Annotated in this window: 20 protein-coding genes; 16 read left to right on the top strand and 4 right to left on the bottom strand. The window is 53.3% G+C overall.

Translation table 11 applies throughout. The features are described 5' to 3' along the window. The first annotated feature begins 62 nt into the window (after positions 1-62). The 5 genes from chbC to chbG all read left to right on the top strand — a co-directional run bounded on the left by chbC (position 63) and on the right by chbG (position 4,895). Positions 63-1,421: a PTS N,N'-diacetylchitobiose transporter subunit IIC gene (chbC, locus tag ACM615_RS05475; protein WP_112289611.1), complete on the top strand. Its 1,359-nt coding sequence runs from the start codon at positions 63-65 to the stop codon at positions 1,419-1,421. Positions 1,422-1,484: 63 nt separating this feature from the next. After that, positions 1,485-1,832, top strand: a complete 348-nt coding sequence (chbA, locus tag ACM615_RS05470; protein WP_113876517.1) for a PTS N,N'-diacetylchitobiose transporter subunit IIA — start codon at positions 1,485-1,487, stop codon at positions 1,830-1,832. A 14-nt stretch (positions 1,833-1,846) separates the two neighbouring features. Next, positions 1,847-2,683, top strand: coding sequence for a transcriptional regulator ChbR (gene chbR / locus ACM615_RS05465; RefSeq protein WP_129639546.1), 837 nt, complete (start codon positions 1,847-1,849; stop codon positions 2,681-2,683). A gap of 65 nt (positions 2,684-2,748) precedes the next feature. Next, positions 2,749-4,092, top strand: coding sequence for a 6-phospho-beta-glucosidase (locus ACM615_RS05460; protein WP_113876515.1), 1,344 nt, complete (start codon positions 2,749-2,751; stop codon positions 4,090-4,092). Between the two features lie 44 nt (positions 4,093-4,136). Next, positions 4,137-4,895, top strand: coding sequence for a chitin disaccharide deacetylase (chbG, locus tag ACM615_RS05455; RefSeq protein WP_431011587.1), 759 nt, complete (start codon positions 4,137-4,139; stop codon positions 4,893-4,895). Between the two features lie 59 nt (positions 4,896-4,954). On the opposite strand, the gene ACM615_RS05450 is transcribed toward chbG, so the two are convergent. From ACM615_RS05450 to ACM615_RS05440, 3 genes are read right to left on the bottom strand one after another with little or no spacing between them, the layout of a single operon-like run. Then, positions 4,955-5,746, bottom strand: coding sequence for a spermidine synthase (locus tag ACM615_RS05450; protein WP_431011586.1), 792 nt, complete (start codon positions 5,744-5,746; stop codon positions 4,955-4,957). Between the two features lie 48 nt (positions 5,747-5,794). Then, positions 5,795-6,580: a DeoR/GlpR family DNA-binding transcription regulator gene (locus ACM615_RS05445; protein WP_129639543.1), complete on the bottom strand. Its 786-nt coding sequence runs from the start codon at positions 6,578-6,580 to the stop codon at positions 5,795-5,797. A gap of 35 nt (positions 6,581-6,615) precedes the next feature. Continuing rightward, entirely contained in the window at positions 6,616-7,512 is an 897-nt protein-coding gene (locus ACM615_RS05440) for a sugar kinase (RefSeq protein WP_431011585.1), read from the bottom strand. Between the two features lie 172 nt (positions 7,513-7,684). On the opposite strand from ACM615_RS05440, the gene yihU reads away from it, so the two are divergent. From yihU to ACM615_RS05405, 7 genes are all read left to right on the top strand, one after another. Further along, positions 7,685-8,581, top strand: coding sequence for a sulfolactaldehyde 3-reductase (gene yihU / locus ACM615_RS05435; protein WP_431011584.1), 897 nt, complete (start codon positions 7,685-7,687; stop codon positions 8,579-8,581). 22 nt (positions 8,582-8,603) lie between these two features. Beyond that, a complete protein-coding gene (gene yihT / locus ACM615_RS05430) occupies positions 8,604-9,482 on the top strand; it encodes a sulfofructosephosphate aldolase (protein WP_129639541.1) in 879 nt (292 codons plus the stop codon). 15 nt (positions 9,483-9,497) lie between these two features. Beyond that, positions 9,498-10,739: a sulfoquinovose isomerase gene (gene yihS / locus ACM615_RS05425; RefSeq protein WP_129639540.1), complete on the top strand. Its 1,242-nt coding sequence runs from the start codon at positions 9,498-9,500 to the stop codon at positions 10,737-10,739. 17 nt (positions 10,740-10,756) lie between these two features. Continuing rightward, positions 10,757-12,793, top strand: a complete 2,037-nt coding sequence (locus ACM615_RS05420) for an alpha-glucosidase (protein ID WP_431011583.1) — start codon at positions 10,757-10,759, stop codon at positions 12,791-12,793. A 56-nt stretch (positions 12,794-12,849) separates the two neighbouring features. Then, complete coding sequence (locus ACM615_RS05415; RefSeq protein WP_129639538.1) at positions 12,850-14,235, top strand: MFS transporter; 1,386 nt, start codon at positions 12,850-12,852, stop codon at positions 14,233-14,235. Between the two features lie 46 nt (positions 14,236-14,281). Then, a complete protein-coding gene (locus tag ACM615_RS05410; protein ID WP_431011582.1) occupies positions 14,282-15,700 on the top strand; it encodes an MFS transporter in 1,419 nt (472 codons plus the stop codon). A gap of 141 nt (positions 15,701-15,841) precedes the next feature. After that, complete coding sequence (locus ACM615_RS05405; protein WP_431011581.1) at positions 15,842-16,285, top strand: PACE efflux transporter; 444 nt, start codon at positions 15,842-15,844, stop codon at positions 16,283-16,285. A 127-nt stretch (positions 16,286-16,412) separates the two neighbouring features. On the opposite strand, the gene ACM615_RS05400 is transcribed toward ACM615_RS05405, so the two are convergent. After that, positions 16,413-16,889: a glutathione peroxidase gene (locus tag ACM615_RS05400; RefSeq protein ID WP_129639536.1), complete on the bottom strand. Its 477-nt coding sequence runs from the start codon at positions 16,887-16,889 to the stop codon at positions 16,413-16,415. Between the two features lie 315 nt (positions 16,890-17,204). On the opposite strand from ACM615_RS05400, the gene ACM615_RS05395 reads away from it, so the two are divergent. The 4 genes from ACM615_RS05395 to ACM615_RS05380 all read left to right on the top strand — a co-directional run bounded on the left by ACM615_RS05395 (position 17,205) and on the right by ACM615_RS05380 (position 22,403). Beyond that, a complete protein-coding gene (locus tag ACM615_RS05395; protein ID WP_259275003.1) occupies positions 17,205-17,297 on the top strand; it encodes a hypothetical protein in 93 nt (30 codons plus the stop codon). A gap of 247 nt (positions 17,298-17,544) precedes the next feature. Further along, complete coding sequence (locus ACM615_RS05390) at positions 17,545-18,159, top strand: TetR/AcrR family transcriptional regulator (protein WP_113876502.1); 615 nt, start codon at positions 17,545-17,547, stop codon at positions 18,157-18,159. Positions 18,160-18,231: 72 nt separating this feature from the next. Further along, entirely contained in the window at positions 18,232-19,332 is a 1,101-nt protein-coding gene (locus ACM615_RS05385; RefSeq protein WP_431011580.1) for an efflux RND transporter periplasmic adaptor subunit, read from the top strand. Then, positions 19,329-22,403: an efflux RND transporter permease subunit gene (locus tag ACM615_RS05380; protein ID WP_431011579.1), complete on the top strand. Its 3,075-nt coding sequence runs from the start codon at positions 19,329-19,331 to the stop codon at positions 22,401-22,403. The genes ACM615_RS05385 and ACM615_RS05380 overlap by 4 nt, the downstream gene beginning before the upstream one ends. The last annotated feature ends 277 nt before the right edge of the window (positions 22,404-22,680 follow it).

The raw sequence follows: 22,680 nt of genomic DNA, 5'->3' as shown, positions 1-22,680 counted from the left end.
TCCAGTCAAAGAGCGAATTTCATACCCTGGCCGCCGGATGGCGGCATTAAAGGAAAATCCCAATGAGCAAAGCCATTGATTCACTTGAAAAGATACTTCTTCCTTTTGCCGTCAAAATAGGTAAACAGCCGCATATTAATGCCATCAAAAATGGTTTTATCAAATTAATGCCGCTGACCCTGGCTGGCGCCATGTTCGTTTTAATTAATAACGTATTTCTGAACTTCGGTGCCGGTTCCTTCTTTTATTCTCTGGGCGTACGTTTAGACCCATCAACCATTGAAACGCTGGCCGGTTTAAAAACGATTGGTATTAATGTCTATAACGGCACGTTAGGTATTATGTCGCTAATGGCACCGTTCTTTATCGGGATGGCATTAGCAGAAGAACGAAAAGTCGATTCGCTTTCCGCAGGCTTATTAGCTGTCGCCGCATTTATGACGGTTACCCCTTATAGCGTGGGTGAAGCTTATGCGGTCGGGGCAAACTGGTTAGGTGGCGCGAATATTATTTCCGGTATGATAATCGGTCTGGTTGTCGCCGAAATGTTTACGTTTGTTATTCGCCGAAACTGGGTCATTACGTTACCCGCGAGCGTTCCGACGTCGGTTTCCCGTTCATTCTCCGCGTTAATTCCGGGCTTTATTATTCTGTTCTTCTTCGGGGTCATTTCCTGGTTGCTGGGATTATACGGTCATAACTTCCACCAGATTATTATGGATTCTATTTCCAAACCTCTGGCGGCGATGGGCAGCGTAGTCGGCTGGGCGTATGTGATTTTCAACTCCCTGCTGTGGTTCTTCGGTGTGCACGGTTCACTGGCGCTGACTGCACTGGACAACGGCATCATGACGCCTTGGGCACTGGAAAACATTGCGTTGTATACCGAGTACGGTTCTGTCAGCGCAGCGATTGACGCGGGTAAAACCTTCCACTTCTGGGCCAAACCGATGCTGGATTCCTACATCCTGCTGGGCGGTTCCGGAGCGACGCTGGGTCTGATTATCGCCATCTTTATCGCATCACGCCGTGCAGATCACCGCCAGGTCGCGAAGCTTGCGCTGCCGTCAGGCATCTTCCAGATTAACGAACCTATCCTGTTCGGCCTGCCGATTATCATGAACCCGGTGATGTTTATCCCGTTCGTGCTGGTTCAGCCGATTCTGGCGGCGATTACGCTGGCGGCTTACAGCATGGGGATTATTCCACCGGTGACGAACCTTGCGCCATGGACCATGCCGACGGGTCTGGGTGCCTTCTTTAACAGTAACGGCAGCATCGCCGCCCTGTTAGTGGCTCTGTTCAACCTCGGTATCGCCACGCTGGTTTATATGCCTTTCGTTATCCTGTCGAACAAAGCGCAGGCGATAATCGAGGAAGAAGAAAGCGAAGAAGACATTGCCGCAGCACTGAAATTTTAATCTGAACGGACAGCGGCGGGGCAAGCTTCCTGCCGCTGTCCGGCAAATCACGGAGAGATAAAAATGATGGATTTAGACAGCATTGTTGATACCGAAAGCGAACTGCAGGATTTAGAAGAAGTGGTGATGGGGCTGATCATTAACTCCGGACAGGCTCGCAGCCTGGCGTATTCAGCACTGAAAAAAGCTAAAGAAGGCGATTTTGAGCAGGCGCGTGCAGTGATGGCGCAATCGAGAATGGCGCTCAATGAAGCCCATCTGATACAGACCAAACTGATTGAAGAAGATCAGGGCGAAGGCAAAACCAAAGTCAGCCTGGTGCTGGTTCACGCGCAGGATCACCTGATGACATCCATGCTCGCCCGCGAACTGATTGCAGAACTCATTGAGCTTCATGAGAAAATAAAATAACGTAGGGAACCATAATGCAGCCACCGGTACTCAGTATGGAAATTAAGACAGCGCGCGAAAATCAACTCTTCGACGGTCAGAATTTCCACATGTTTATCTACAACAAGGTAGAAAGCATCTCCGGGCTGCACGAGCATGACTACTATGAGTTCACCATCGTCCTGACTGGCCGGTATTTTCAGCACGTTAACGGCAAACGGGTACTTTTAGAACGTGGCGATTTCGTTTTCATCCCGTTAGGTTCTAACCATCAAAGTTTTTATGAATTTGGTGCTACCCGGATTTTAAATGTTGGGATCAGTAAAGCCTTTTTCGAGCAACATTATTTATCGTTATTACCTGCCCGATTTGTTGCATCGCAGGTCTATCAGATAAAAACGGAATTTCTGGCTTATATTGAGTCGGTCATTGCTTCACTGAATTTCCGCAACGGTGAATTCAATGAATTTCTGGAGATGGTGACGTTTTATATTGTTAACCGCTTACGTCATCACCGTGAATCAGAAGTGATGCCTGATATTCCAGTTTGGCTGAAAACGGCGATTGAGAAAATGCATGATAAAGCGCGCTTCGGTGATAAAGCATTATCCAATATGGTGGAGCTTTCCGGGAAGTCTCAGGAATACCTGACGCGCGCGACGCAGCGACATTATGGCAAAACGCCGATGCAGATTATAAATGAAATCCGTATTGATTTTGCCAAAAAACAGCTGGAGATCACCAACTACTCGGTCACGGATATTGCTTTTGATTCCGGTTACAGTAGCCCGAGTATGTTTATTAAAAACTTTAAGAAGCTGACTTCTTTTACACCGAACCATTACCGGAAGAAGTTGTGCAGCATTAATTAATGTCGGTTCATTCAACAATATTTCTGTATTAATTTGCAGTGCATGATTATTGCACGGGAGTTCCTATGAGTAAAAAACTTAAAGTCGTCACTATTGGTGGCGGGAGCAGCTATACCCCGGAATTACTTGAAGGATTTATTAAACGCTACGCCGAATTACCGATCACTGAATTATGGCTGGTGGATGTCGAAGGCGGAAAAGAGAAGCAGGATATTATCTTCAATCTCTGCCAGCGTATGGTCGAGCGTGCCGGTGTGCCTATTGTCATGCATAAAACGCTGAACCGCCGCGAAGCACTGGTAGACGCCGATTTCGTCACCACGCAACTGCGCGTCGGCCAGTTAAAAGCGCGTGAACTTGATGAACGTATTCCGCTGAGTCACGGCTATCTGGGGCAGGAAACCAACGGCGCAGGTGGCTTGTTTAAAGGGCTGCGCACCATTCCGGTGATTTTTGACATCATTAAAGATGTCGAAGAAATCTGCCCGGACGCCTGGGTGATCAACTTCACCAACCCGGCCGGTATGGTCACTGAGGCGGTATTCCGTCACACCAAATTCAAAAAATTCATCGGCGTGTGCAACATCCCTGTCGGTATGAAAATGTTCATTCAGGATGTACTGAAACTGACGCCGCAGGATGACTTGTCCATTGACCTCTTTGGCCTGAACCACATGGTATTCATCAAAGATGTCATTGTGAACGGCGAATCACGCTTTGCCGAACTGCTCGACGGTGTGGCTTCCGGCACACTGACCGCCGGTTCGGTGAAAAACATTTTCGACCTGCCGTTCAGCGAAGGCCTGATCCGCTCTCTGAATCTGCTGCCGTGTTCTTACCTGTTGTACTACTTCAAGCAGAAAGAGATGCTGGCGATTGAAATGGGTGAGTTCTATAAAGGCGGCGCGCGTGCCACTGTGGTGCAAAAAGTCGAGAAGCAGCTGTTTGATTTGTACAAAAATCCTGATCTGAACGTGAAGCCAAAAGAGCTGGAACTTCGCGGCGGCGCTTATTATTCCGATGCGGCGTGTGAAGTGATCAGCGCGATTTATAACGACAAGCAAACCGAACAGTACGTCAATTTCCCGCACAACGGGCATATTGATAATATTCCGGCGGACTGGGCGGTGGAAATGACCTGCACCATCGGGCGTGACGGCGCAAAACCTCATCCGCGCATCACGCACTTCGACGAAAAAGTGCTGGGGCTTATCTATACCATCAAAGGTTTTGAGATTGCTGCAAGCAATGCCGCCATCAGCGGCGAGCTGAACGATGTGCTGCTGGCGATGAACCTCAGCCCGCTGATCCATTCCGATAAAGATGCCGAAATACTGGCACGCGAAATGTTGCTGGCACATGAAAAACTGCTGCCGAATTTTGCAAAAACCATTGCCGCGTTAAAATAACCCATCGCCTTCCCGCAAGGGAAGGCTCTCCGGAAGGGGTGTTTATGGATAAATTACTGATTGTGAACGCGGACGACTTCGGGCTTTGCAAAGCGCAAAATTACGGGATCATTGAGGCGTTTAATCACGGCGTGGTGCGGTCTACCACGGCGATGATGAATGCGCCGGGCATCGAACACGCCGCTGTTCTCAGCAAGGCCAGCCCGCAACTGAGCGTCGGGATGCATTTTGTTCTGACGTTAGGCCGTCCGCTTTCGCCCATGCTAAACCTGACCCGTGAAGGCGAACTGGGCAAATGGATCTGGGAAATGGCCGAGGCCGGAACCCTGCCGCTGGATGAAATCGCCCGTGAGCTGGAGTGCCAGTTTGGCCGTTTTATCGAGCTGTTTGGCAAAATGCCGACACATATCGACAGTCATCACCACGTACATATGTTCGCGGAAATTTTCCCGATAGTGGAAGCTTTTGCGAAAGAAAAGGGCATTCCGGTGCGTATTGACCGCGACGAAGTCCGCAAGGAGGAAATTGCTCTGTGTGGCGCGAAAAGTACCGACGGTTTCGACAGCACGTTCTACGGCGATGCCATTTCAGAGGCGCTGTTTCTGCAAACACTGGACAATGCGATACAGCGTGGCGACCGCTCTGTTGAGATCATGACGCACCCATCGTTTATTGATAACACCATTCTGGCGAGTAAATATTGTTATCCGCGCCTGGCAGAACTGGATGTGCTGACGTCAGAAACGCTGAAATCCGCCATTACGCAACGCGGATTCCGGCTGGGGTCGTTTAAAGATTTATGACCGGAATGCCCCTGCCGCTGGCATATATGTCAGAGGTCAGGGGCACGCCTGAGAGGCGGCTACGGGTACAGCGGGACAATATTTTTTGACAGATCACCCATCTCGTTGCCGATGTTCAGACGAGAAAGCAACAATTGGGCCTGCTCTCTTAATTCACTTATCGTCTGCAGATGTGGTTTTCTGGCTGCATAAATGACGACATTCCCACTCGGCACCCGGCAATAAAGTACCTCACCAAATACCTCGCGCAGTGCGCAAGATAATGCGCTTCCGGCTCGTGGCACCTCGTAATAATTCAGCACCAGCCAGCCCTGATCACTCAATTTTTCCAGGCACAATCTCAGAAAAGCTTCTGTACCCTGACGTGGCTCCATCGAAAAGGCTGAGTACAGATCTGAGAAAATCAGATCGTACTGATGCGTATGCTCTCTGCGCAAATAATGTTCTGCGTCTTCAATGTAATAAGAGATTTTGTCCGACCCGGGCAACGTAAACCATTCCTGCGCGACGGATAACACACCCGCTCTCAGCTCAACCACATCCATAACCCGCTGATCATCCTGAGTATGAAGCGCGCGCAGTAATGCGCCTCCGCCAAGTCCGAGCAGAAGCGCAGTCCGCCCGGAAGTGAACGCGGTCGCCATCAACATGGCTTTGGAATAATGATGAACAGGTAAGTTAACGTCTTTTTTGAGCATTTTGCTCTGCTCATTAATCCCTTCAAAACGCAGTATCCGGTGCTCTTCAGTGTCCGCGACGATGATGTCCCCGTACTCATCTGTAACATGGCAAACAATATCGCCCTCAGGCTGAATATTGAATTTGTTTGAAAAAACATCCTTATTTGTCATCTGCAGACTCATTTCTTATAAAAATTGGCGAGAAGGGGATTATGCCCGTTAATCCGACGGGCTGGCTTTAACAATTTCGACCTGGTTGTTTTTCAGTATCTTGTGCAGACCCGCCGCAGGCAGTTCATCCGTAAATAATGCCGTCACCTGAGAGACATTGCCGATTTCAACGGCGGCGGAAGCATGATATTTGGTATGGTCCGCAGCCAGAAGGATATTTCGTGAGTGCGCCATCATGGTTTTCGCCACGCTGGCCTCATTGACATCAAACTCCATTAAAGCCCCATCGTTTTCTATCGCGCCGACGCTGGTGACCAGATAGTCTGCGCGGAATCCCGCCACAAAGGCCGTCGCCGAAGGTCCGATAATTCCGCCGTTGTGAGGACGCAGCGTTCCGCCCGGTACCATTACCTCAAATCGCGGATTCTTATACAGAATATGGGCGACACGCAGGCAGTTTGTGATAATGCGCAGATGGTTATGATTGAGCAGGGCATGTGCCACCTGTTCAACCGTGGTACCAATGGTAATAAACACCGTCGAACCGTCGGGAATGTAATCGGCGATCGCCTGCGCAATCGCTTTTTTTTCTTCTGTCCACGACATTTCCCGCTGCTCAAAGGCGGTATTGACTACGCTGGAGGCCCGACCCGCGCCGCCGTGATGACGCGATACCAGTCCCTGTTCACTGAGCTTGCGTATATCCCGGCGTACGGTTTGCGTCGAGACATCAAGTAAGGCCGCCAGTTCTTCAATGTTCATATACCCGTTTTCACCAATCAGCCCGAGCAGCTGATCGTGGCGCGGATTCCCTGTCAGTTCCGTAAGACTCATGGGCATACCTCCAAAATGAGCGTCTGAGTCGTATTCTATACAGAAAGTGACAAAAAAGACCGTATCTGATCACAGTCGGGAATTCCGGCACGGCCACCTGGCTTTGTGCATTTCAGGGCGGCCACACCACTGGCAAAACGCACGGCTTCCGCACAATCCGCACCCTGCGCCAGACTGACGGCCAGCGCGCCGTGAAAAACATCCCCCGCGCCGGTCGTGTCCACCACGCTGACGGCAAAACCGGGCTGATGATGCAGACTGCCATTTTCCAGCCACAGACAACCTTGACCGCCTTGCGTGACATACACATGACCCTTTGTGAGCGTTTGTGCGTTAACTAACGCAGCACCGGCGTCGGCGTTTCCGGTCAGCCGCTGCAAACCGGGGGCAGAGAATGCGCTGTGATCGCTTAACGCCACCAGGTCGGCGATATCCTGCGGCGTTACATCGGCATCCAGCACGGTGATCACACCCGCCTGGCGCGCCAGTGTGAACGCCTGTTTCGCACCGTCGTGCCAGCGAACGTCCGCCAGCACCACATCCCACTGCGAAAAGTCGATGGCCTGTAACCACGTGGCGGAAACGGGTAAATCCGGGCTGGGATAATTGATAATGATCCGCTCACCGTGTTGATCCACCAGAATGGCAGATTGCGACGAACGTGCCTGCTCAATGCGACGGACGTAGCGGGTATTTACCCCCACGCATTCCAGCTCCGCGAGCAGCCGGTTGCCGGTATCGTCATCGCCCACGCGGCCAATAAAGTCCACCTCTGCGCCCAGTTTTGCCGCAGCCACTGCGGCAGTGGCTGCCGGGCCGCCACCCACTTCATGATATTTTTCAGCGACATATTTCCCTCCTTCTGCAGGTAATTCATTCACGTAATAGATCCGGTCCATCACGGTGATCCCGACACAGGCAATGCGAATCATGGCTGTTCCTTAAGCGTGTTTTGATGAGGTTATTTTAATTAAGCGAATTGTTAAAAAAGTGATGGCTGTCAATTTTTTGACCTGAAATTACAAATACGATCAAAAAACGACAAACAAAGACAGCACTGATTATCAAAAAGTGACATGGCTGATCAGCACAAAGGAGAGACGCATGGCAAATGTGGCATTTATTGGTCTGGGGCAAATGGGCGCTCCGATGGCGACCAACCTGATTAAACAGGGACACCGGTTAGCGGTGTTCGATCTTAATCTGCAGGCTGTGGCAGCACTGGTGCAGCAGGGAGCAACGGGCGCTAAAAGCGCGGCAGAGGCAGCGGAGGGAGCAGAATTTGTCATCACCATGCTGCCTAACGGCGATCTGGTGCGCGATGTGTTATTTGGCCGCGACGGTATCTGCGAAACCCTGAGCCCGTCGGCGCTGGTTATCGACATGTCGACCATTCACCCGTTGCAAACTGACAAGCTGATCGCGCAGATGCACGAAAAAGGTTTCAGCCTGATGGACGTGCCGGTCGGCAGAACCTCGGATCACGCCGTAGCGGGGACTTTACTGCTGCTGGCGGGTGGTACGCAGGAACAGGTTGAGCGGGCGACGCCGGTGCTGATGGCGATGGGGTCTGAACTGATTAATGCGGGCGGGTCGGGCAAAGGCATCCGCGTCAAGCTGATCAACAACTACATGAGTATCGCCCTGAATGCGCTCTCCGCCGAAGCCGCCGTGCTGTGCGAAGCACTGGATCTCTCTTTCGATGTGGCGTTGCAGGTCATGAGCGGAACGCCTGCCGGAAAAGGCCACTTCACCACCTCATGGCCGAACAAAGTGCTGAAGGGCGATCTGTCGCCGGCCTTCATGATTGATCTGGCCCATAAAGATCTCGGTATCGCGCTGGATGTCGCCAATCAGCTACATGTGCCGATGCCGCTCGGTGCGGCTTCCCGCGAAGTCTACAACCAGGCGCGTGCCGCCGGGCGCGGACGTCAGGACTGGACCGCCATTCTTGAGCAGGTGCGCACCAGCGCCGGTCTGACTCAGAAAACACATCCGTAACGCATTAACCAAGGAAAGTTAAATGACTCACTACAGCCTTAACGATATCACCCGTCCTTCCGGCGGATTCGCCATGCTGGCGGTCGATCAGCGGGAAGCGATGCGCTTAATGTTCGTGGCCGCGGGTGCGAAAGCGCCGGTCGCCGATCAGGTTCTTACTGATTTTAAAGTCAACGCCGCACGGATTTTATCGCCGTACGCCTCAGCGATTCTGGTCGATCAGCAGTTCTGTTACCGCCAGATTGTTGAGCAGCAGGCCATTGCAAAAAACTGCGCGATGATTGTCGCGGCAGACGAATTTATTCCGGGCAATGGCATTCCGGTCGACAGCGTGGTGATCGACAAAAATGTGGATCCGCAGCAGGTCAGGGAAAACGGTGGCAAGGCGCTGAAACTGCTGGTGTTGTGGCGCAGCGATGAAGACCCGCAGCAGCGTCTTGAGAGGGTGAAAGAATTCAATCAGCGCTGCCATGCGCACGGATTGCTGAGCATTATCGAGCCGGTGGTCAGGCCGCCGCGTCGTGGCGATAAATTTGACCGCGAACAGGCGATTATCGATGCCGCGAAAGAACTCGGTGACAGTGGCGCTGACCTTTATAAAGTCGAAATGCCCCTCAGCGGGCGCGGCACGCAGGCTGAACTGCTGCGCGCCTCGCAACACCTCAATGAACATATTCATATGCCGTGGGTGATCCTCTCCTCCGGCGTCGATGAAAAACTCTTCCCGCGTGCGGTCAGTGTCGCCATGACGGCGGGCGCATCCGGTTTTCTCGCAGGCCGTGCGGTCTGGTCATCCGTGGTCGGTTTACCTGATACCGAACTCATGCTCAGGGATATTTCCGCGCCTAAATTGCAGCGTCTGGGCGACATTGTGGACGAGATGATGGCGCGTCGCCGCTAACGAAAGGAGTTGAAAATGAAATGGTTTAACACGATAAGCCACCATCGCTGGCTTGAGCAGGAAACCGACCGGATTTTCGATTTTGGCAAAAATGCCGCCGTGCCCACCGGCTTCGGCTGGCTGGGCAATAACGGGCAAGTGCGGCCGGATATGGGCACGCATTTGTGGATCACCGCCCGCATGCTGCACGTCTATTCCGTTGCCGCAGGTATGGGGCGTCCCGGCGCGTATTCGCTGGTCGATCACGGTATCCGTTCGCTTAATGGCGCGCTGGCGGATAAACAGCACGGTGGCTGGTACGCCTGCGTGAATGATGAAGGCGTAGTGGATGCTTCAAAACAGGGCTATCAGCATTTTTTTGTTCTGCTTGGCGCGGCCAGCGCCGTCACCACCGGCCATCCTGAGGCCAGAAAATTACTCGATCAGGCCATCGGCGTGATCGAAAAGTACTTCTGGAGTGAAGACGAGCAGATGTGTCTCGAGTCGTGGGATGAGGCCTTCACCGAAACCGAAGCCTATCGCGGCGGTAACGCCAATATGCACGCGGTTGAAGCTTTCCTGATTGTTTACGACGTCACGCATGAGCGCAAATGGCTGGATCGCGCACTGAGAATTGCCTCGGTGATTATTCATGACGTCGCCCGTCGCGGCGAGTATCGCGTAAATGAGCATTTTGATACGCAGTGGAAGCCGATCCGCGATTACAACAAAGACAATCCTGCGCACCGTTTCCGCGCTTACGGCGGCACGCCGGGGCACTGGATCGAATGGGGGCGCCTGATGCTACACCTTCACGCCGCGCTCGAGGCTCGTTTTGAAACGCCACCGGACTGGTTGCTGGAAGATGCCAAAGGGCTGTTCCACGCCACGATCCGCGATGCCTGGGCACCGGACGGCGCAGACGGTTTTGTTTATTCCGTTGACTGGGACGGGCAGCCTATCGTGCGCGAACGCGTGCGCTGGCCCATTGTGGAGGCGATGGGTACCGCGTATGCGTTGCATTGCCTGACCGGCGAAGCGCAATACGAAACCTGGTATCAGACCTGGTGGGAATACTGCGTGAAATACCTGATGGACTTCGAAAATGGCTCGTGGTGGCAGGAGCTGGATACCGACAACAAAGTGACCACGAAAGTCTGGGACGGTAAACAGGATATTTATCATCTTCTGCATTGCCTGGTGATCCCGCGTCTGCCGCTGGCGCCGGGGCTGGCACCTGCCGTTGCCGCCGGTCTGTTGGACATCAATGCAAAATAAAAATCACGGAGACCATCATGAGTACCCTGCAAAATAAAAATACTCAGATTGAATTTATCGCCGGTAATAATGAATTTTCGCTGATTTATCAGCAGCGCCTGATTTTACGTCATACCGCGCAAGCGCCCTGTTTATGGATTGGCGCTGGCGAGGCGGATATCGACATGTTCCGTGGCAATTTCAGTATTAAAGATCGCCTGAATGAAAAGGTTGCCCTGACCGATGTAAAAATCACCGCACAACCTGCGGGGTGGGATCTGCATTTCAGCCGGGGCGATGCGCTCAGCGCGAGGCTTGCGATCACCACGGATGACAGCGGGCGTTTACAGCTTAACCTGCAAAACGACGACCGCGCGCATAACCGCATCTGGCTGCGACTGGCGGCAGAACCGCAAGATCATATTTATGGCTGCGGTGAACAGTTTTCTTACTTTGATTTGCGCGGAAAACCCTTCCCGTTGTGGACCAGCGAGCAGGGCGTCGGGCGTAACAAACAAACCTATGTCACCTGGCAGGCCGACTGCAAAGAGAACGCAGGCGGCGACTATTACTGGACGTTCTTCCCGCAGCCAACCTTTGTCAGCACGCAGAAGTTTTACTGCCACGTTGAAAACAGCGGCTATAGGAATTTCGATTTCAGTGCGCCGGACTATCACGAACTGGCCTTCTGGGAAGATAACGCCACGCTGCGTTTTGAATGCGCCGACAGCTATATCAGCCTGCTGGAAAAACTCACCGCCTTGTTAGGTCGCCAGCCGGAATTGCCGGACTGGGTATACAACGGCGTGACGCTGGGCGTTCAGGGCGGCACGGAAATCTGCCAGCAAAAACTCGACGTGATGCGCCAGGGCGGTGTGAAGGTCAATGGCATCTGGGCGCAGGACTGGTCAGGTATTCGTATGACCTCGTTCGGCAAGCGCGTGATGTGGAACTGGAAGTGGAACCGCGAGCTGTATCCGCAACTCGACGAACGTATCGCGCAGTGGAAAGAAGAGGGCGTGCAGTTTCTTTCTTACATCAATCCGTATGTCGCCAGCGATCGTGACTTATGCGCAGAGGCATCCAAACACGGCTATCTGACCAAAGACGCCAGCGGTGCGGATTACCACGTTGAGTTCGGCGAATTCTATGCAGGCGTGGTCGATCTGACCCATCCCGCGGCCTATGAGTGGTTTAAAAACGTCATCAAGAAGAACCTGATTGAACTGGGCTGCGGCGGCTGGATGGCGGATTTTGGCGAATATCTGCCAACCGATACTTTTCTGCATAACGGCGTCAGCGCGGAAATTATGCATAACGCCTGGCCCGCGCTGTGGGCGAAGTGCAACTACGAAGCCTTGCAGGAAACCGGCAAGCTCGGCGAGGTGCTGTTCTTTATGCGCGCCGGTTACACCGGCAGCCAGAAATATTCGACCATGATGTGGGCGGGCGATCAGAACGTTGACTGGAGCCTGGACGACGGGCTGGCCTCGGTGATCCCGGCGGCATTATCGCTGGCAATGAGCGGCCACGGTCTGCATCACAGCGACATCGGCGGTTACACCACGCTGTTCGACATGAAACGCAGCAAAGAACTGCTGCTGCGCTGGTGCGATTTCAGCGCCTTCACGCCGATGATGCGCACCCACGAAGGCAACCGTCCGGGCGATAACTGGCAGTTTGACGGCGATGCGGAAACCATCGCGCATTTCGCCCGTATGACCGGCGTATTCACCCATCTCAAGCCTTACATCAGACAGGCCGTGAAGCATAACAGCCAGAGCGGGTTGCCGGTGATGCGGCCGCTGTTCCTGCATTATGAAGACGATACCCGTACCTACACGCTGAAATACCAGTACCTGTTTGGCCGCGATCTGCTGGTGGCACCGGTGCATGAAGAAGGGCGCAGCGAGTGGTCGCTGTATCTGCCGCAGGATACCTGGACCAACGCCTGGACCGGTGAAACCCATCAAGGCGGCGATATCACAGTGGCAGCGCCGCTGGGTAAACCGCCGGTCTTTTATCGTGCAGACAGCGAGTGGGCAGCGCTGTTCGGCGAATTACGTTACCTCTGATAAAGCTCACCCGCCGGGGTTCAGGACATCGCTCCGGCAGGTGAAGGAGAATAATAATGAGTCAGACAACACCGGAAAACCCTGCGACCCTGCGGCTGCCTTTCAGGGAAAAATTGGCCTATGGCATGGGGGATTTAGGCTCCAATATCCTGCTCGATATCGGCACGCTGTATCTGCTGAAATTCTACACTGACGTACTCGGTCTGCCGGGAACTTACGGCGGCATTATCTTTTTGATCGCCAAATTCTTTACCGCGTTTACCGATATGGGCACCGGCATCATGCTGGATTCGCGCCGCAAAATCGGGCCGAAAGGGAAGTTTCGCCCCTTCGTGTTATACGCTGCATTTCCGGTGACGTTGCTGGCTGTCGCCAATTTCGTCGGCACGCCGCTGGAGATTACCGGTAAGACCGTGGTGGCGACGCTGCTCTTCATGCTGTACGGATTATTTTTCAGCATGATGAATTGCTCGTATGGCGCGATGGTGCCCGCCATTACTAAAAATCCCGACGAACGCGCCTCACTCGCGGCGTGGCGACAGGGCGGTGCCACGCTGGGGCTGTTGTTGTGTACCGTTGGGTTTGTGCCGGTGATGAATCTGCTCGAAGGCAGTTCGCAGCGCAGTTATATTTTTGCCGCGACGCTGTTCTCACTGGTGGGCTTGTTGTTTATGTGGCTGTGTTATGCCGGTGTGAAAGAGCGTTATGTCGAAGCGCAGCCGCAGGATCCTGCGCAAAAGCCGGGATTGTTGCAGTCGTTTCGTGCGATCGCCGGTAACCGTCCGCTGTTCATCCTGTGCATCGCGAACCTCTGCACGCTCGGCGCGTTCAACGTCAAACTGGCGATCCAGGTGTATTACACCCAGTACGTACTTAACGATCCCATTTTGCTTTCGTACATGGGCTTTTTCAGCATGGGCTGCATTTTCATCGGCGTGTTCCTGATGCCCGCCGCCGTGCGCCGCTTCGGCAAGAAAAAAGTCTATATCGGCGGTCTGGCGCTGTGGATTGTCGGCGACATTCTCAACTACTTCTACGGCAGCGGATCGGTCAGCTTTGTCGCGTTCTCTTGTCTGGCGTTCTTCGGTTCGGCCTTCGTCAACAGCCTGAACTGGGCGCTGGTGTCCGATACGGTGGAATACGGTGAATGGCGCACCGGCGTGCGTTCCGAAGGTACCGTCTACACCGGTTTCACCTTCTTTCGTAAAGTCTCGCAGGCGCTGGCGGGGTTTTTCCCTGGTCTGATGCTGACGCAAATCGGCTATGTGCCTAACGTGGTGCAGTCGGCGGCTACGCAGGAAGGGTTGCGTCAGCTGATCTTCATTTATCCCTGCGCGCTGGCAGCGATCACTATCGTGGCGATGGGCTGTTTTTATAACCTCAACGAGAAAATGTACGTGCGCATCGTGGCGGAAATCGAGCAGCGCAGGCAGACGGCATAAGGCATTCACTGTGTCAGCGCCCTGCGGGGCGCTGTGAGGATCGACTATGAAGGATTTACATCACCCTGATCCGCTGACCCTGCGTGAGAAGTGCGCCTATGGAATGGGCGATTTTGGCTCGAACCTGATGCTGTGCATCGGGACACTTTATCTGCTGAAGTTTTATACCGATGAACTGGGCATGCCGGCGTTTTATGGCGGCATCATCTTTCTGGTGGCGAAGTTTTTCACCGCCTTTACCGACATGCTGACCGGCGTATTGCTCGATTCCCGCCGCCATATCGGCGCGCGGGGCAAATTCAGGCCGTTTATTCTGTATGCCTCGGTGCCGGTGGGACTGGTGGCGACCGCACAGTTTATGGCGAATGATTTTGGCCTGCCGGTGAAAACGGCGCTCGCCACTGTACTGTTTATGCTGTTCGGCCTGTTCTACAGCCTGATGAACTGTTCGTACGGCGCGATGGTGCCCGCCATCACCAAAAATCCGCATGAAAGGGCACAACTTGCGGCCTGGCGTCAGGGCGGTGCCACGCTCGGGTTACTGCTGTGTACCGTCGGATTTATGCCGGTGCAGGCGTTATTGGGTCACTCTCCCGCGGTGGGATATTTCTCCGCTGCGCTGATTTTCGCCACCTGCGGCATTCTGTGCATGGGCTGGTGTTATCGCGGCGTCCGGGAACGTTACGTTGAACTCACGCCAGCGGGGCATAAATCCGGCATTCTGCGATCGTTTCGCGCCATATTTCGCAATCCGCCGTTGCTGGTACTGTGTCTCGCCAACCTGTGTACGCTGGCGGCGTTTAATATCAAACTGGCGATCCAGGTGTATTACACGCAGTACGTCCTCAATGATATTCATCTGCTGTCGTGGATGGGATTTTTCAGCATGGGCTGTATTCTGCTCGGCGTCTTTATGGTGCCCGGTTGCGTGAAACGTTTTGGCAAAAAGCAGGTATATCTGGGCGGATTACTGTTGTGGGCGACCGGCGATATTTTCAATTTTCTCTGGGGAAACAGCTCGTTAAGTTTTGTGCTGTTTTCCTGCATGGCGTTCTTTGGCACCGCCTTTGTCAACAGCCTGAACTGGGCGCTGGTGCCGGATACTGTGGATTACGGCGAATGGAAAACCGGCATCCGCGCGGAAGGCTCGGTGTATACCGGTTACACCTTTTCGCGCAAAATCTCTGCGGCGCTGGCGGGTTTTCTGCCAGGAATTATGCTGACGCAAATTGGTTATATTCCTAACGTGGTGCAAAGTAGTGCGACATTACTCGGCTTACGGCAGCTTATTTTTATCTGGCCCTGCGTACTGGCTGTGATGGCGGCTGTGATTATGGGCGTGTTTTATAAACTTAATGAAGAACGCTTCGCCAAAATTATTGAGGAAATTCATACGCGTAAAAAAATGAATTCGACCGAAATCGAAACAGGAAAACCCAGCGTCTCTGTCGTGACACAACAATAACAATTAAGTAACAATAAGGGGCGTCAAATCTGGTTCAGCGATAATGGACTAATGATCGCATAGATTAAGGCTGTGTTTTGTATTGGTTTAGGTTACAACGTTTAACGTCAGGTCATTTGCGGTAAACGGGAGTCAGGTAAGATGAAAGTGGAGTTGAATAAAAGCACAACCGAGAGGATTTTCCATGCGGTGCTTTTCGAATTGCTTGGGAATGTCGTTATCGCCATTTTTATTTCTACTGTACTGAAAGTGTCCTTATTACAGTCTGGTAAACTTTCTGTTATCTCCGCGATTACCGCAACAATCTGGAACTATATCTTCAATAAGATTTTTGACGCAATTCAAAGGCGTTTTGCATTCGAACGGAATTTTACAGTAAGAATTCTGCATGCCGTGATTTTTGAAATTGTACTGGTACTTTCTCTGACGCCAGTCGCCATGTTTTTACTCGATTTGTCATTAGCTAAGGCTTTCATGGTCGAAATAGGGCTAATATTTGTCTTCCTTCCTTATACGTTAGTCTTTAACTGGACTTATGATTATATCCGCTGGCGTTTTGTAGCCAATAAAGCTTCGGCGCAATGATATTCTGATTTTATTGAAGGCAAAATCATGAAGAACAACAGGGCTTCAAGACTAGGTGGAAGTTGTACACAGGAGTGAATTGCCCCCGATTAGATTTTGTGAAGAGAAGTCCGAAACCAAAAATTGCTTAAAGTGCAGCAAGGATTGTCGCTTCCATTTTCTCCGGGGTCGTGATCGGTGCAAAACGCTTAAGGGGTTTGCCGTCGCGTCCGATCAGAAACTTAGTGAAGTTCCATTTGATCCTCCCGCCCAGAGCGCCGGGCAATTCATCCTTAAGGTAACGGAACACCGGGTGCGCTGCTTCGCCGTTAACCTCCACTTTCCCGAACATCGGAAAGCTCACACCGTAGTTGATGTGGCAAGTTTGCGCGATTTCATCGGCGCCGCCGGGTTCCTGTTTACCGAACTGGTTGCAGGGGAAACCCAGTACGATCAAACCTCGGGTCGCGTATTTCTTGTAGAGAGTTTCAAGGCCTGCGTACTGTGGTGTGAAACCACAATGGCTGGCGGTATTAACCACCAGAACCAGCTTGCCAGCGTAGTCAGCCATAGAGACAGGCTGACCATCGAGACTGGTGGCCGAAAGTTGATAAAAAGTGGTCATATCGGGATCCTCACAGCAGAATCAATTCAACGTCGGCAATGCGACGTATCGGTGGAGCAGGTAATATACCATGCTGTCAGCCCTGTGCGTTTTGACACGAAAACAAACCTAGAGCCGTCATCGGACTTGCTATAAGCGAGGAGCGGACACCGGCATCATCTTATTCAGGCCATCCGTACGCATCAGGCCTGAGGCGACAGTGAACAGCTAAATTACAGCCAAACCCTAAAGTCGTCAGACGTTAAGCAACGCGATAAAAAATCAAGCTTCACACCCGCTTCAGTACGGGTAGCGGAGCAGATAAAGTTTGCCAAAGTGACCTACATGAAAAATGAAGGTCCGGATAATGACCAGGTGATCAATATGCCGCCTGGACAACTTCCTTCAGACTTTTTTGAGGGTAAGTAATCTTCATAGCGAGGCTTGTCTGGCGCGTATTGACTGTTAAACCGGGGCGCGGTGCGCCCCAATGATAGTGAATGCGCCCCTGATTTTGAGAAACATCCCCGACGTATTTCTGTTTTATTTCCCTGTCACCTCATCACCACTTCTCAGCGATAAAGAAAATAAAAAACACTTTAACGATTTTTACTTGTGACCAAAATATAATAGGGTCACAAGCTATCTGTGTAATTAACCAACTTCCAGGCTGAAAATGACCGATAAAAAAATGTCCACCACAACGCGAGGACCGTCTGATCACACTATCCGTGATCAGATTTTGGATGCCGCAATGGAGTACTTCAGCCATTATGGCTTTGAAAAAACGACTGTTTCCGATCTCGCCCGATCCATCGGATTCTCAAAGGCATATATCTACAAATTTTTCGGTTCCAAACAGGAAATCGGAGAAGTGATCTGCACTAATTGCCTTACGGAGATTGCCCGCCGTCTGGAGGCCGCGCTGGCGGATTCATCCTCCGCCACAGAGAAAATTCGCACCCTTTTTCAGGTGATTGCGCTGGGCGGCACTGAGCTGTTTTTCCGCGAAAGGCGTTTGTATGACATCGCCGCCGTCTCATCCCGTGACCGCTGGGCTGCGGCGGTTGATTATGAGGCCGGATTGCGCAAAATCGTGGTCGATATTTTGCAGGAAGGACGGAGTGCCGGTGAGTTTGAGCAGACAACACCGCTCGATGAAACGGCTGCCGCTGTTTATCTGGTGCTAAGACCCCTCGCCGATCCGATTCAGTTACAGATCTACCTTGATACCGCAGAAGCTGATGCCGCACTGCTGACAGCAGTGGTGCTCAGGAGCCTGAAACCTTAAGTTGTGACCATTGACATAATTGGTCACTAGTCAGAGAATGGCGGCTCATACTTTTTTTAAGTAAGGCAACCCATGCTCCGGCACACTCTCTTTTTGTCCGCCACCTGTCTGCTTCCGCTCCTGCTGACCGCTTGCGGTGATCCTTCAAGTGCAGCGGACGATCCGCGTACCCGGTCACCGCTTATCAGGACGGCGGAGGTCAAACCTGCTCAGGAACAATCACGCGTTTTTAACGGCATTGTGGCCGCGCGTTTTCAGGGAGATCTCGGTTTTCGCGTATCAGGTAAAGTGCTGGAGCGGATGGTGGATAAAGGGCAAAGCATCACGCGAGGCCAGCCGCTGCTTCGGCTGGATCCCGCAGACCTGGCGTTACAGGCACGTGCGGCTCAGGATGCAGTGACTGCCGCCCAGGCTCGCGCCCGTCAGACCGGCGAGGATGAAAAACGCTATCGTAGTCTGGTGGGTGGCGGTGCGATTTCCGCTTCGGCTTACAGTCAGGTACGTGCTGCAGCAGACTCGGCACGCGCCGAGCTGAGTGCCGCTCAGGCGCAGGCGCGCGTAGCCCTTAACGCGTCTCAGTACGTCGTGCTTAGCGCAGATGCTGATGGCGTGGTTGTGGATACACTCGCAGATCCCGGACAGGTCGTCAGCGCGGGGCAAACGGTAGTGCGTCTTGCGCGTGCCGGACAGCGCGAGGCGATGGTGAGTCTCCCTGAGACGCTGCGTCCGCAAGTCGGATCGGTCGCGTCTGCCGTCATGTACGGTAGTCAAAGTGTCAGTGAAGCCAGATTGCGGGAACTGTCGGATTCTGCGGATAACGCGACACGTACCTTTGAGGCGCGCTATGTGCTGAGCGGCGCGGCAGCCCGTGCCCCCTTAGGCTCGACCGTGACCCTGCATATCCCGGAATCTTCGGCGACCTCACCCTCGTGGTCGGTGCCGCTCAGTGCCATATGGGATGCCGGACGGGGTTCTGGCGTATGGGTGGTGGAAGGCAAACCCGCCAAAGTGAAATGGCATGCGGTAACGATACTCGGCATCAGCGACGACAGCGCGCGGGTTTCAGGGGCATTTACCGCCGGAGAGCAGGTGGCAGCCCTGGGGGCGCATCTGCTTCATGAAGGCGAAACCGTGCGAACGGCGATGGCTGGCCCTGAGGGGATCGCACCATGAGTCGCCATCGCTTTAATTTGTCGGCGCTGGCCGTGCGCGAACGGGCAATCACGTTGTTCCTGATAATCCTGATAGCCGTGGCCGGGGTAATGGCTTTTCTCGGACTGGGCAGGGCTGAGGATCCCCCGTTTACTGTCAAACAGCTGACGGTGATCACCGCGTGGCCCGGTGCTACCTCACAGGAGATGCAGGACCTGGTGGCGGAACCTCTCGAGAAGCGCCTGCAGGAACTGAAATGGTACGACCGTACAGAGACTTATACCCGTCCGGGAATGGCTTACACCATGGTTTCCCTGAAGGACAGTACTCCGCCGTCAGAAGTGCAGGAGCAGTTTTATCAGGCGCGTAAAAAGCTCAGTGATGAGGCGCGTAATCTGCCCGCGGGGGCGATCGGGCCGATGGTTAACGATGAATTTTCCGATGTGGTGTTCGCGCTGTATGCCCTTAAGGCAAAAGGGGAGCCGCAGCGCTTTCTGACGCGTGACGCCGAGAAGCTTCGTCAACAACTTCTCCATGTGCCCGGCGTGAAAAAAGTCACCATTACTGGTGAGCAGGCCGAGCGTATTTATGTCTCTTTCTCCCATGACCGGCTGGCCACACTCGGTATTTCACCGGAACAAATTTTTACTGCGCTTAATGCACAGAACGTTCTGTCGCCCGCAGGTTCGATACAGACGCGCGGACCTGAAATCTTTATCCGTCTTGACGGTGCGCTGGATACGCTGGAGAAAATTCGTAATACCCCCGTTGTTGCCGGTAATCATACTTTACGGCTGGCGGATATCGCCAAGGTAGAGCGCGGTTATATCGATCCCCCGGATTTTCTTATTCGTAATGATGGGGAGCCCGCGCTGATGCTGAGCGTGGTGATGCGTGAGGGCTGGAACGGCCTCGAACTGGGTAAAGCACTAAAACAAGAAGTCAGTACGATTAATGAAGGGATGCCGCTGGGCATGACGCTGACTAACGTTTCCGATCAGGCCGTCAATATCAGTGCTGCTGTCGATGAGTTCATGATCAAGTTCTTTGTGGCGCTGCTGGTGGTGATGGTCGTGTGTTTCGTCAGCATGGGCTGGCGGGTTGGCATTGTAGTCGCCGCCGCCGTGCCGCTAACCCTCGCCGTGGTTTTCGTCGTGATGGCCGCCACCGGTAAAAATTTCGATCGCATTACGCTTGGCTCGCTCATTCTCGCGCTGGGACTGCTGGTTGATGACGCCATCATTGCGCTGGAGATGATGGTGGTCAAAATGGAGGAGGGCTACGACCGCATCAAGGCCTCGGCCTATGCCTGGAGCCATACGGCTGCCCCCATGCTCGCGGGTACGCTGGTCACCGCTGTCGGATTTATGCCCAACGGATTTGCGCAGTCGACCGCAGGCGAATACACCAGCAACATGTTCTGGATTGTGGGGATTGCGCTGATCACCTCCTGGGTCGTTGCAGTGGTCTTTACCCCGTATCTCGGTGTGAAAATGCTGCCTGATATTAAGCCAATAGAAGGCGGTCATGCGGCGATTTACAACACCCGTCATTATAATCGCTTCAGACAATGGCTGACTCTGGTCATCAGGCGTAAGTGGTGGGTCGCTGGCGCGGTGATTGGCTGCTTTATCATCGCCATACTGGGTATGGGGCTGGTGAAGAAACAATTTTTCCCCACCTCCGATCGACCGGAAGTTTTGGTTGAAGTCCAGATGCCTTACGGCACCTCAATTGAACAGACCAGTATGACGTCTGCCCGGATTGAACGCTGGCTGCGTGAGCAAAAAGAGACGCAGACGGTAACCGCGTATATCGGCCAGGGCGCGCCGCGCTTCTATCTGGCTATGGCGCCCGAGATGCCGGATCCATCTTTCGCGAAAATCGTGGTCCTCACCAGAAGTGAGCATGAACGCGATGCGCTTAAACAACGCCTGCGTGACACCGTGGCTGACGGGCTCGCGCCTGAGGCACAGGTGCGTGTTACCCAGCTGGTGTTTGGCCCGTATTCCCCATACCCGGTTGCTTATCGGGTAACGGGACCTGATCCTGACGTCCTTCGCCAGCTTGCCACCAAAGTGAAAGCGCTGATGCAGGCCAGCCCGATGATGCGTACGGTTAATACCGACTGGGGTTCACGGGTACCGGTGATACATTTCGCGTTAAATCAGGACCGGCTGCAGGCTATGGGACTGACACCCGCCGACGCAGCCCGGCAGTTGCAATTTCTGCTCAGTGGTGCACCGGTCACTGCGGTCCGGGAAGATATTCGTTCTGTGGAAGTCACGGGCAGGGCGGCGGGAGAGGTGCGTCTCGATCCGGCTCAGCTTGGCGCACTGACGCTTGCTGGCGCCGGGGGGCAGCGCATTCCCCTTTCGCAACTGGGTGAAACCGAAGTTCGTATGGAGGATCCGCTGCTGCGTCGTCGCGACAGAATGCCGACGATTACGGTGCGTGGTGATATCGCCGACGGCTTGCAGCCCCCGGATGTGTCGGCGTCGATCACACGCGAGCTTCAGCCGGTCATCGCCTCCCTGCCGCCGGGATATCACATTGAGCAGGCGGGTGCCATCGAGGAGTCGGGCAAGGCCACCCAGGCAATGCTGCCGCTATTCCCGATAATGATTGCCCTTACGCTGCTCATTATCATCGTGCAGGTGCGGTCGATGTCGGCAATGATTATGGTGTTTATGACGGCGCCGCTGGGGCTGGTCGGGGTGGTGCCTACGCTGCTTCTCTTCCAGCAACCTTTTGGCATCAACGCACTGGTAGGACTCATCGCACTGTCCGGCATTCTGATGCGTAACACGCTGATCCTGATAGGCCAAATTCACCACAATGAGCAGGAAGGCCTTAGCCCTTTCCATGCCATCGTGGAAGCTACCGTTCAACGCGCACGACCCGTCTTACTGACGGCAATGGCAGCGATTCTGGCCTTTATCCCTCTGACACACTCGGTGTTCTGGGGAACGCTGGCATATACGCTGATTGGCGGGACTTTCGGCGGCACCATTATTACTCTCGTCTTTCTGCCTGCAATGTATGCGATCTGGTTCAGGATCCGACCTGACGGTGAGAAGGTTTCTGAATGAATGTCGGGCAGGCAAAAAAGGTTTTACATCACCTGCCCGCATAATGGCCGGTTCTGCCGGTCTTTTAGCCGACTTAATCGGGCAAAAAAAAAGCACCCAATGGGCGCTTTTATCAAAAAAATTTTATATTCTTAAAATTTAATTTATTATGGTTTTTAGTACGAGTGTTTCCCTGGTGTTGGCCGTCCATTGGCCTCCTCACACATTGTTCGGAGCAGTGTGTGAGGTTTCTTTTTCGTTAAAGAAGGTATCATTCATTATAATGGGGCGTAAGTTG

The sequence above is a fragment of the Rahnella sp. PAMC25617 genome (genome assembly GCF_050606005.1).
Classification (GTDB): domain Bacteria; phylum Pseudomonadota; class Gammaproteobacteria; order Enterobacterales; family Enterobacteriaceae; genus Rahnella; species Rahnella variigena.
Note: the sequence above shows the minus strand (reverse complement) of the source record. Positions and strands in the feature narration are given on the sequence as shown.

What these genes read in the sequence shown, in the direction of transcription:
- ACM615_RS05385 (WP_431011580.1), top strand. Translation starts at nt 18,232, where the DNA reads ATGCTCCGGCACACTCTCTTTTTGTCCGCCACCTGTCTGCTTCCGCTC.
- ACM615_RS05415 (WP_129639538.1), top strand. Translation starts at nt 12,850, where the DNA reads ATGAGTCAGACAACACCGGAAAACCCTGCGACCCTGCGGCTGCCTTTC.
- chbR (WP_129639546.1), top strand. Translation starts at nt 1,847, where the DNA reads ATGCAGCCACCGGTACTCAGTATGGAAATTAAGACAGCGCGCGAAAAT.
- ACM615_RS05405 (WP_431011581.1), top strand. Translation starts at nt 15,842, where the DNA reads ATGAAAGTGGAGTTGAATAAAAGCACAACCGAGAGGATTTTCCATGCG.
- ACM615_RS05420 (WP_431011583.1), top strand. Translation starts at nt 10,757, where the DNA reads ATGAGTACCCTGCAAAATAAAAATACTCAGATTGAATTTATCGCCGGT.
- ACM615_RS05440 (WP_431011585.1), bottom strand. Translation starts at nt 7,512, where the DNA reads ATGATTCGCATTGCCTGTGTCGGGATCACCGTGATGGACCGGATCTAT.
- ACM615_RS05460 (WP_113876515.1), top strand. Translation starts at nt 2,749, where the DNA reads ATGAGTAAAAAACTTAAAGTCGTCACTATTGGTGGCGGGAGCAGCTAT.
- chbC (WP_112289611.1), top strand. Translation starts at nt 63, where the DNA reads ATGAGCAAAGCCATTGATTCACTTGAAAAGATACTTCTTCCTTTTGCC.
- ACM615_RS05390 (WP_113876502.1), top strand. Translation starts at nt 17,545, where the DNA reads ATGACCGATAAAAAAATGTCCACCACAACGCGAGGACCGTCTGATCAC.
- yihS (WP_129639540.1), top strand. Translation starts at nt 9,498, where the DNA reads ATGAAATGGTTTAACACGATAAGCCACCATCGCTGGCTTGAGCAGGAA.
- chbA (WP_113876517.1), top strand. Translation starts at nt 1,485, where the DNA reads ATGATGGATTTAGACAGCATTGTTGATACCGAAAGCGAACTGCAGGAT.
- yihU (WP_431011584.1), top strand. Translation starts at nt 7,685, where the DNA reads ATGGCAAATGTGGCATTTATTGGTCTGGGGCAAATGGGCGCTCCGATG.
- chbG (WP_431011587.1), top strand. Translation starts at nt 4,137, where the DNA reads ATGGATAAATTACTGATTGTGAACGCGGACGACTTCGGGCTTTGCAAA.
- ACM615_RS05445 (WP_129639543.1), bottom strand. Translation starts at nt 6,580, where the DNA reads ATGAGTCTTACGGAACTGACAGGGAATCCGCGCCACGATCAGCTGCTC.
- yihT (WP_129639541.1), top strand. Translation starts at nt 8,604, where the DNA reads ATGACTCACTACAGCCTTAACGATATCACCCGTCCTTCCGGCGGATTC.
- ACM615_RS05380 (WP_431011579.1), top strand. Translation starts at nt 19,329, where the DNA reads ATGAGTCGCCATCGCTTTAATTTGTCGGCGCTGGCCGTGCGCGAACGG.
- ACM615_RS05450 (WP_431011586.1), bottom strand. Translation starts at nt 5,746, where the DNA reads ATGACAAATAAGGATGTTTTTTCAAACAAATTCAATATTCAGCCTGAG.
- ACM615_RS05410 (WP_431011582.1), top strand. Translation starts at nt 14,282, where the DNA reads ATGAAGGATTTACATCACCCTGATCCGCTGACCCTGCGTGAGAAGTGC.
- ACM615_RS05400 (WP_129639536.1), bottom strand. Translation starts at nt 16,889, where the DNA reads ATGACCACTTTTTATCAACTTTCGGCCACCAGTCTCGATGGTCAGCCT.